Genomic DNA, 9,509 nt, shown 5'->3' on the forward strand with positions numbered 1-9,509 from the left:
CCTCATGATCCACTACCCCCGCCGCTCCTACGCCATGCACAATGATGCCGTTACCAATGGTGGCGCTATAGTGTTCGTGATGATGCCCGTGAAATATAGATTTCACGCCCATTGCCATAGCTAATTCATCCAACGCTCTAAAACCGTAGCGATGAGAAGACGGGGCTTCGTGCGTCACTAAAATATCAGCCCGTTGAGCGCGTAAAGCTTGATATTGTTGCCAAAATATGCTTACGTGATGTTTACGGGGAATTTTGTCGCGCCAGCGTTCGCCGCGACTGCAAGTTGATAGTAGATCTTGTTGAGTCGAAAATTTAGGTGCGGCTGGAGGCATCCAAATTTTGCCTCGAAACACTCCTCCCAACCCAGCAACGCGCTTCCCGGCAATTTCTACAACTCGTCCGTGAAGATTGCGCTCGCCCAACTTAGAATTGAACAAGTTATCATACCACTCGTCGCGATCGGCATCGTGATTGCCAGGAATAAACCAGATCTCAGTTTTTGCCGCGATCTCCTCTAGTTCTTCGCAAAGCGATCGCTCCAAGTCAAAATCCCCCAGCAAAATTGCTGCTGCGGGAGAGTAGGTTTCAACTGCCTGAATAATCGGTCGAAAATCCCCGTGTGGATCGCCACTAAACAACAGCATGACTTGATGGGGGTTAGGGATGATTGATTCGCCACTCGGAAAAATTTACATTTCTCCATCTTCATAGCTGCCAAGGATTACACTTTATTGCAAAGTGCAAAAGATGGCAAACATATAATGATAATTTCTATTCTGGATATACAGCTTGCCAGCTGAAATAAGGAGAACACAGTTAGCTATGCAATCAGAGGGACTCACAAGCGATTGGGTACGGGAAGATTTAAGCGAGTACGTTGCCCATCTCCAACTGCATATGGCGCTACAAGCTCGCAATCTCGTGCCTTCTTTAACCCAAACAGTGGTTGATAGTCGCGAACAATTACTCCAGCAAACTCAAGCAACTATTGAAAAATTAGCTTCTCGCCAAATTCTCTGACTAAACTCTTAAATCGGAGAATTTCTCGCGCAAAACACAGCTCTAAAATCTGCAATTCATCAACACATAAAGTTAACAATCGGTAATTGAGATACTCAACCGAGCATTTCAATTACCGATTGTAGTTTGGCACTGAAGACACTTCATACCCCAACATCGGATAAGAACGGTGCTGAAACAATAGTGAAATTTTTTGAGATATTCGGTGAGTCCACGCTGAACTAAAGCGCAAATTTTCTGCTAGGCTCGACGGCGATCGCGAGAAAACCGTTAAGATAATGGCAGCACTTCCATTTTTGTTACTCAAAGCTACCTAGTAGCACACCCAACCATGCCTTCAGTGCTTCCCCAAGACTCTAACGTTGTCATTCGTCCCTTCCAATACCGAGATTTGGAAGCAATAGAGCGGCTTTACCAAGAGTCGGTTGAAACGGATAATCCAGATGCTGTCGCCGAGCTGCAAAAGCAATTGCACTGGCTGCACAGTTGGTATTGGTTGCTGAAGTTCTTTCGCCTGTTTCCTAATCCCCTTCAATACCGATTCTGCCTTCATGTCGCGGAGCAACATCGCCAAGTTCAAGGCATGATTCAAGTCTGTCCCTTCAACCGCACTCGCAGTACGTGGAGAGTAGAGCGAGTCGCTGTCACTCCCCAAGTCCGCGCTCAAGGAATAGGCTCTCAACTGCTACGCCACTGTTTCGAGTCAATTCGAGAAGCTCGAACATGGCTGTTAGAAGTCAATGTCAATGACAAGGAAGCACTAGCACTCTATCGCCAAAATGGGTTTCAAACTCTGGCGCAACTCACCTATTGGGAGATTGCTCCCGCTCTGTTGCAAGAACTGGCGTTAGGCGAACCAGATTTACCTAACTTATTACCGATCGGTAATGCCGATGCCCAACTGCTCTATCAACTCGATACAGCCTCCATGCCTCCTTTGGTGCGGCAAGTCTTCGATCGCAACGCCGACGACTTCAAAACAAGTTTGTTCGGTGGGTTGATCGAAGGCATTAAACAATGGTTAAGCAAAACGGAAGTTGTCAGCGGCTATGTGTTTGAACCGCAGCGCAAAGCTGCGATCGGCTATTTTCAAGTCCATTTGTGCCGTCGCGGTTGCCAGCCGCACGAGGCAACGCTGACCGTTCATCCCGCCTATACTTGGCTTTATCCCGAACTGCTAACTCAACTTGCCCGCATCGCTCAAGATTTTCCTCCCCAAGCCTTGCGTCTGGCTTCAGCAGATTACCAACCAGAACGAGAAGAGTATTTACAACAAATTGGTGCAGACCGCATCGAACACACGCTGATGATGTCTCGTTCCGTCTGGCACAAGCTACGGGAATCAAAACTCGTTTCTTTGGAAGGGATGCAATGGCACGAAGTGCTGCAAGGACTGCAACCAGCCCGTAAACCCGTCCCTGGAGGGATGTCATGGGCAGGACAAGGCAAGCCATCACCAGAAACTATCCAGCCTAGCAAGCCACCATCAAAGACGGGACAGCAAAATTCATCCACAGAACAAATTAAATACGCCAGCCAGCGGGCTGACGAGATCGTTCAACCAACTGAATCCACTTCACCCAAAACAGAACGAGAGCGTGACTGAACAGATGCGATCGCCGTCCACTACTGTGGTTAAAACGCCTAAAGCATTTGTTTCCGCTTTGGGTCTAGATCTCGGTCGCAAGCGGATTGGAGTAGCTGGTTGCGACGGTACGGGTCTGATTGCGACAGGTCTGATGACGATCGAGCGTAAATCTTTTGCTGAGGACTTAGCCCAACTACAGTCCCTCGTCCAATCGCGCCGCGTGCAAACAATAGTAGCTGGACTACCGTACTCTATGGACGGTAGTTTGGGTTTTCAAGCTCGACAAGTCCAAAAAGTGGCGAAGAGAATCGCCAAAGCGCTCGACCTCCCCTTAGTATTTGTAGACGAGCGACTGACATCTTTTCAAGCAGAACAATTCATGCACGCCGAAAATATCTCCCCCTCGCGACACAAAGCTCTGATCGATCGCAAAGCAGCTGCCATAATTCTGCAACAATGGTTAGATACAAGAAGAAGTGAGCAGGGAGCGCACGAGCGATCGAGCAGTGAGCAGTGACCAGTGACCAGGAACAGTTATCAGACACGCACCACGCCTGAGCGCACCACACACCACTTTTTTGCCAACAACCAACAATTAGCAACTGATGACTCTTCCCATGTCCTCAGCTTTAAGCTAATCTAAAGTTTTCCGTCAGCTATTATGGCTATGTTTTCATCGGCATTTGAAGAAAATAACGAATATTCCAATTCGAGTTCCGTCACGCTCAAAGACGAAGCAGGGCGAAGCTTAGAATGTTACGTAGAGCGATCGCTGTTGGTCGAAGACAAAGAATATCTCTTACTCCTACCCGCAGATGCAGCAGTAGAAATTTTTGCTTGGCAAAGTCATGATAGCGACGAGGAAGAAGCAGTTCCCGTAGAAGATGACGAAACCATCAATAGTATTTTTCCTACTGCTGAAGCCGTTCTCGCCGAGCAAAATCTAGTCCTCAAGCGGACAGCCTATGCTTTAACCGTAGCAGGGGAATTACCTCCAGTGGAAGAATCAGAATTGTTTACGCTGGAAATTGAAGATGACACCAGCGATATAGAACCAGAGCAACTGCAACTGCTAGCTAGTTTCTACCACGAAGACCAAGAGTACTCTGTTTATACGCCCCTCGACCCCTTGTTATTCTTTGCGCGATTGAATAGCTCCGGCAATCCAGAGCTACTGTCTCCAGAAGAGTTTCAAAAGTTACAACCGCTACTAGCAGAGCAGCTGATTGACGAAATGGAAGAATAGCGTAAACTACTGCCTTTAGATAGTAGTTGTCGATACCTATGGGCATATAGTAGTGCAAAAACTATTGAAGTGGCGCATAATTTGGGCTTTAATCCCCTTGACTCTAGGAATAGGCGCTTGGTCGAGCTGGAATTGGTGGCAGCACTCCAGCGCCCCGTCTCAACCTTTAGAGACAGCAAATGCTACGCAAGTGCAGTTTCGCGTTCCTCCAGGCACAGCTAGCCAGCAAATCGGCAAGCAGCTAGAGGCAGAAGGACTAATTCGCTCTAGTCAAGCATGGAATTTATGGGCAAGGTGGCTGCACTGGCGAAATCCCAATGGGGGATTTCAAGCAGGGACATATCAAATCTCTCCCAGTCAGTCTTTAGAAGAAGTGGCAAATAAGATCTGGCACGGTCAGGTAGTGCAGCAGAGCTTCACGATTCCTGAAGGCTGGTCTTTGCGGCAAATGGCGGCTTATTTTGAACAACAGGGATATTTCCCTGCTAGCGAGTTTCTCAATGCCGCCAGTCAAATTAAACGCGATCGTTTTTCCTGGCTACCTGCTGATATTCCCCATCTCGAAGGTTATTTATACCCCGACACGTACAAGATTGGTAGTGGTTCCGTTACGCCAACTCAGGTGGTGAACCAAATGCTGCAACGCTTCGAGCAAGTCGCTTTACCTTTATACGAACAAGGCAAAGATCGGACTGATTTCGACCTGAAGCAGTGGGTGACATTAGCTAGTATTGTCGAAAAAGAAGCTGTTATCCCTCAAGAGCGATCGCGAATTGCAGGCGTATTTGTCAAGCGATTGCAAAAAGGTTATACACTAGGCTCCGATCCTACGGTAGAGTATGCCCTCAACCTGCGCCAAACAGCAGACCAGCCCCTGACTTACGCTCAAGTTAATACCCCTTCGCCATACAATACCTATCGCAATCCAGGACTACCACCTACACCCATCGCTAGCCCTGGCATAGCCAGTCTCAAAGCTGCACTCGATCCCGAATCAACGCCCTATCTCTACTTTGTTGCCCGTTACGACGGCTCTCATGTTTTCAGCCGCACCCTAGCGGAACATAACGCCGCTCAAGCCGCCATCCGCAGGCAGCGGCAAAAAGGCTAGACAGTTATCAGTTATCAGTTATCAGCGAAGTATTGCGTGGTGTGGGCTGTGGGTTGTGGGGTGTAGGGAAATTCTGGATTTTGGATTTCTCCTCTGCTTCCTCTGCTCCCCTGCTTCCTTGTCTCCCTTGCCTCCCCCCTCTCCCTTGTCTTCCTCACCCCTCACTCCTCACTCCTCACCCCCTACATAAACGTCACATCCCCGTGTAAAATTCTGTAATGGGAGCGAGGTTGAATCATCATTCAATGAGCTAAACCCCAAGAGTGAAAAAGTGTTTGAAATGAGTGGGGATCTCACCTGACGAAAAACGCATTATAAGCAATTGTTCGCATTTGTTGCCCGCACAAACAAATGTACTCTTGGTAATGAAAGCTAATATTCGCTTGATTGTCACTTGTCTTCACTAGCATTTTTATTGGTTAGATACAGACTTAAAAATTGAGGTTGATCGATGAAGTATCGCGCGCTAATTGTTGCCTTCCTAGCTTTGTGTCTAGGATTTCTTACTGCCTGTAGCGAACCCTCACAAGTAGCAAGCAGAGAACTACTCACATACGAGCAAATTAGAGGCACTGGTCTAGCTAATAAGTGTCCTCAACTGTCCGAAACATCTCGCGGATCGATCGCGATCGATCCGAATCAATCCTACAGAATGGTAGAACTGTGTTTAGAGCCAACATCATTCTTCATCAAAGAAGAACCAGTTAATAAGCGTCAAGAAGCAGAATATATTGCTGGAAAACTGTTGACTCGCTACACTTCGACCATCGACCAGGTACAGGGCGATCTTAAAGTCAATCCTGACAAAAGCTTGACTTTCGTTGAAAAAGATGGTCTTGATTTCCAAGCGATTACCGTACAATTACCAGGTGGTGAAAGAGTACCTTTCTTATTCACAATTAAAAACTTGGTGGCACAAACTCAGCCCGGGTTGACCAGTATTAACACTTCCACTGACTTTGAAGGTAAATTTAACGTCCCATCTTACCGGACTGCTAACTTCCTCGACCCCAAAGGACGAGGCGTAACCACGGGGTATGACAATGCGGTAGCTCTACCTGCATCAGCAGACAAGCAAGGGTATGCCAATGTCAAGAGTGCAGGAATTGAAAACGGGTCAATTTCTCTCCAAGTTGCTAAAGTTGATAACGCCACAGGAGAGGTAGCTGGTACTTTCGAGAGCATCCAACCTTCTGATACGGATATGGGTGCGAAGGAAGCTTTAGATGTAAAGGTTCGCGGTCTATTCTACGCTCGGATCGAACCACAAGCGTAAATTGTTAGACAATTGAATCGGATGCAAGACCTGTAGGGGCGTACTGCTATTGTGCGCCCCTACAAGCGTATTGTATCGAGGAGAAGCGCTATGAAAAGCACAAGCAGGTACATTATCAGTAACTGAACTTATCGGTAACTTAGAAGTGTCGATAAAAACTGCATGTTAAAAACTGGCTAAAAACTGTATGGGGGCATTCAGCCCCTTTTTTTGCATATATTGCTATCTACTTTATGTAGTTTTTTTTAGGAGGTTATCAGTAGAGCAAAAGTTACGTTAAACAAAGATCAGTGGAATTTCGGTAGCTGCGATTATGCAAAAGTTAATACCCTGGATTGTTGTCAACCCCTTATTCGTAATCTATCTAGCGACCTAAAATTAAGCTTTTTTTCGACCGCACAAACAATTTTTCCCTGAATCTCCATTTATGAGTCATTCCAGTTTTTTCTAGCCTTTTCTACAACTTTGCTCCCTTGAGTATTTGTGGCAAAATGCGATGCCGAGTCATAAAACTTGCAGCAGTAGCTTCCGTAATATCGCTTAACAATAAATAAATTATGGTTCTTACTTATACTTTAACGAGTCCCGAACTTAAACGCGAGAGCGCTCAACTGCTACGAGAATATCAACAGTCTCGCTCCGCAGCGATCCGCAATCAACTGGTGACACTGAATCTAGGATTGGTGAGGAAAGAAGCCCACTTTTGGAGCAATCAATGCACGGAAAGTTATGAAGACTTACTGCAAGTCGGTTGTATGGGATTAATTAGGGCAATTGAGAGATTTGACTTATCTAAAGGTCATGCCTTCAGTTCATTTGCCATTCCCTACATTCGGGGTGAAATTCAACATTATCTGCGCGATAAAGGGGTATTAGTGCGGATGCCGAGACGCTGGCTGGCGCTTCAGCAACAGGCAATGACATTTTCTCAAGAGTGGCGCACGCAACACAATCGCCAGCCCACGGATGCTGAAATCGCCGCCGAGCTGGAAATTTCTATTACGGAATGGCAAGAGATTAAACTAGCATGGACAAATCGCTCCCCTTTAAGTTTGGATACTCCGGTGCAGGATGAAGAAGGAGCAATGTCTCTTGGTGAAATGGTTCCCGATCAACAATATCGTAGCTTTCAACTAGCTCAGGAAGACCAACTGCGCCTACAACAAGCTTTAGTAGAGTTAGAGCAGCGCACTCACGAAGTCTTAAAATTTGTTTTTTTCTATGACTTAACTCAAAAAGAAGTGGCAGAACGATTAGGTATCAGTGTTGTCACTGTTTCCCGTTGTGTTAAAAAAGGACTTGCTACCTTGAAAAGATCGATGGCAGGCAACGATGAATAATTAGTTTTGATAATCAACTGATAGGTACTGACAGTAAATAATTCTGAAAAATTTTTAGTTAAATTAAAAACCTGGCTCGAATTTGCTGCCATTGAGATTGAGGCAAATAAGCAATAAGGACGTGTTTGGTGTCATTCAACGCACTATCTAAATCATAAATAAAGGGTAAGGAAGGGGTATGCATCGACTTTCAACGACCGCTGTAGCAGGAATGCTAGCTTTGACAATAGCTGGGTGTGGTTCGGGAGGTGAGGAAACCAGTAGTACCAACGTCCAACCAACGGCTGCCACTCAAACCTCTGATTCTAGCCCAGAGCCGTCTCAGACACAGAGCCAGCCTATTATCGTGGCACAAAAACCAGATAACGCCCAAAAACTAGAGAAAAAACCAGACCAATCACCGCAGCCAGACCCAAAAGCTAGCCAAAAAACGCCGCCAATAGCTACACCAACAGATGGATTGATTCAGCCAACCAATTCAGACCGGCGCACTCAACAAGTCCAAAAAGGTCGTCCAGACCCGTTTGCCGAACTGTACGATGCGCAGCCAAAAGTAGCAGCAGCGCCAAAACCCCCGAAACCGCCATCAATTCCTGCTACACCAGTCCTAAAGCCAGCTCCATTACCTCCTCCAATGCCAGTCGCGCCGCCACAACCAGATTTAGCTAGGGGTACGACTGTTTTAGGTGTCATTGAAGTAGGCAATCAGTTTCAAGCAATCGTTCAAGTGCCAAATGAGGCAACCAGCCGTTATGTCAGCGAAGGGCAACGGCTAGCTGACGGACAAGTGACGGTGAAAAGAATTGAAATGTACCCAGGCTCCGAGCCAGTGGTAGTTTTAGAACAATTCGGTCAAGAGGTGTCGAGAGTAGTCGGACAAGAACCAGCTCAAGCAAATACTGGCACAACTCCAGGCTCACCCGGGAAAACCTCGTCTTCTATTTCCGTACCATCACTACCATCTAGCGGTGTTATTCCTAGTGCAGGCGGACAGAATGCATTACCTCCATCTCCGCCAACGATGGAGAATTCAACACCAAATCAGCCGTTACCAGAAACTCCATCTCCAGAAGAACTGAAAAATCGGTTGAGAACCTCTCCATTACCAACTGACGACCCAAACGCGCAGTCTTCCAGCGAGTCAGTGCCAGCAGTGCAGACAAAAACCTTTTTGCCAACCGTTCAACCTTCAACGGCATTTCCAGAAGAGGCACAGCCTACAGAGGCAAAGAGCGAGGTAAATAGCGAGAAAGCATCCCCACAGCCGGATAATACCCCAAATACCCCAGAAGCAAAACCCGCTCATGACTCGCTGCCGGGAGTAGAAGGTGACAATATTAGTCAATTGCAATCTTCTACCAAACTGCCATCAGCCCAACAATCTAAGCAGCGCTTGGTAGCTATATTGACTCGATCGCAAACTAATCGCACCACAACAGCGATACAATCAAACAGCAAGGCGAGAATATATCGCCAAGAATTGATCGACCGATTGCTGAAAAGCAAATAGCGGCTTGTCTCTCATAGCTCAATGTCAAGATGCAAACACAGCAGGATAGTAAGTTAAGATATGAAATCTGTTTTCCTGGCTTGCCTTTAGCAGTCTATAGGGAAGTTGCTGCCCATTTACGTCAAGTGGAAGGGGTAGAAACAGGTCTGTATCCAGCAACGAACCAGCAATTTGACTACAATCAAAGTCAAGTAGGCGGATTGTGGATTCAGTACGCTCCTACTGCTAGCTCGGCAAGTCGAGAATTAGTAGACCGGATTTTGGCTTACTATCAACAGCTTTTCAAGCAGGGAGCAGAGAGCAGGGAGCAGGGAGCAGTGAAGAATGGTTAGTGGTTAGCGATCGGTGAAATACTTCCGATTTGCGACTTCCAACTTCTGACTTCTATCTTCATCCCTTACCCCTTACCCCTTACC

12 protein-coding genes are annotated in these 9,509 nt (G+C 46.7%); 10 read left to right on the forward strand and 2 right to left on the reverse strand.

The genetic code is table 11. The features are described 5' to 3' along the window. On the reverse strand, nucleotides 1–646 hold a 646-nt coding region (locus C7Y66_RS28785; protein WP_106548178.1), incomplete at its 3' end, for a metallophosphoesterase. A gap of 178 nt (nucleotides 647–824) precedes the next feature. On the opposite strand from C7Y66_RS28785, the gene C7Y66_RS28790 reads away from it, so the two are divergent. From C7Y66_RS28790 to mltG, 6 genes are all read left to right on the forward strand, one after another. After that, complete coding sequence (locus C7Y66_RS28790; RefSeq protein ID WP_015153471.1) at nucleotides 825–1,022, forward strand: hypothetical protein; 198 nt, start codon at nucleotides 825–827, stop codon at nucleotides 1,020–1,022. A gap of 331 nt (nucleotides 1,023–1,353) precedes the next feature. Beyond that, nucleotides 1,354–2,628 carry a GNAT family N-acetyltransferase gene (locus tag C7Y66_RS28795; RefSeq protein WP_106548179.1) on the forward strand — a complete coding sequence of 425 codons (1,275 nt, stop codon included), beginning with the start codon at nucleotides 1,354–1,356 and terminating at the stop codon, nucleotides 2,626–2,628. A 4-nt stretch (nucleotides 2,629–2,632) separates the two neighbouring features. After that, nucleotides 2,633–3,127, forward strand: a complete 495-nt coding sequence (gene ruvX / locus C7Y66_RS28800; RefSeq protein ID WP_015153473.1) for a Holliday junction resolvase RuvX — start codon at nucleotides 2,633–2,635, stop codon at nucleotides 3,125–3,127. A 3-nt stretch (nucleotides 3,128–3,130) separates the two neighbouring features. Next, the gene (locus C7Y66_RS33170) at nucleotides 3,131–3,253 is read left to right on the forward strand and encodes a hypothetical protein (RefSeq protein ID WP_255410082.1); all 123 of its coding nucleotides are present in this window, start codon (nucleotides 3,131–3,133) and stop codon (nucleotides 3,251–3,253) included. A gap of 24 nt (nucleotides 3,254–3,277) precedes the next feature. Further along, nucleotides 3,278–3,856, forward strand: a complete 579-nt coding sequence (locus C7Y66_RS28805; protein WP_039715744.1) for a DUF3727 domain-containing protein — start codon at nucleotides 3,278–3,280, stop codon at nucleotides 3,854–3,856. 52 nt (nucleotides 3,857–3,908) lie between these two features. Then, nucleotides 3,909–4,967 (forward strand): endolytic transglycosylase MltG, encoded by a 1,059-nt coding sequence (mltG, locus tag C7Y66_RS28810; protein ID WP_015153475.1) that lies wholly within the window; start codon nucleotides 3,909–3,911, stop codon nucleotides 4,965–4,967. A 21-nt stretch (nucleotides 4,968–4,988) separates the two neighbouring features. Here mltG and C7Y66_RS31480 read toward each other — a convergent pair whose 3' ends face one another. Continuing rightward, a complete protein-coding gene (locus C7Y66_RS31480) occupies nucleotides 4,989–5,132 on the reverse strand; it encodes a hypothetical protein (RefSeq protein WP_158266021.1) in 144 nt (47 codons plus the stop codon). A gap of 286 nt (nucleotides 5,133–5,418) precedes the next feature. Between C7Y66_RS31480 and C7Y66_RS28815 the strand changes: the two genes are divergently transcribed. The 4 genes from C7Y66_RS28815 (at nucleotide 5,419) to C7Y66_RS28830 (ending at nucleotide 9,425) form a co-directional block, all read left to right on the forward strand. Next, nucleotides 5,419–6,243: a photosystem II manganese-stabilizing polypeptide gene (locus C7Y66_RS28815; RefSeq protein ID WP_015153476.1), complete on the forward strand. Its 825-nt coding sequence runs from the start codon at nucleotides 5,419–5,421 to the stop codon at nucleotides 6,241–6,243. A gap of 557 nt (nucleotides 6,244–6,800) precedes the next feature. Next, entirely contained in the window at nucleotides 6,801–7,583 is a 783-nt protein-coding gene (locus C7Y66_RS28820; RefSeq protein WP_015153477.1) for an RNA polymerase sigma factor SigF, read from the forward strand. Between the two features lie 178 nt (nucleotides 7,584–7,761). Beyond that, on the forward strand, nucleotides 7,762–9,093 hold the full coding sequence (locus C7Y66_RS32180; protein ID WP_199197707.1) for a hypothetical protein: 1,332 nt from the start codon (nucleotides 7,762–7,764) through the stop codon (nucleotides 9,091–9,093). A gap of 29 nt (nucleotides 9,094–9,122) precedes the next feature. Then, complete coding sequence (locus C7Y66_RS28830; protein WP_106548180.1) at nucleotides 9,123–9,425, forward strand: acyltransferase; 303 nt, start codon at nucleotides 9,123–9,125, stop codon at nucleotides 9,423–9,425. Nucleotides 9,426–9,509: the final 84 nt, after the last annotated feature.

The sequence above is a fragment of the Chroococcidiopsis sp. CCALA 051 genome, from assembly GCF_003015105.1.
In the GTDB taxonomy this organism is placed as follows: Bacteria; Cyanobacteriota; Cyanobacteriia; order Cyanobacteriales; family Chroococcidiopsidaceae; genus Chroococcidiopsis; species Chroococcidiopsis thermalis.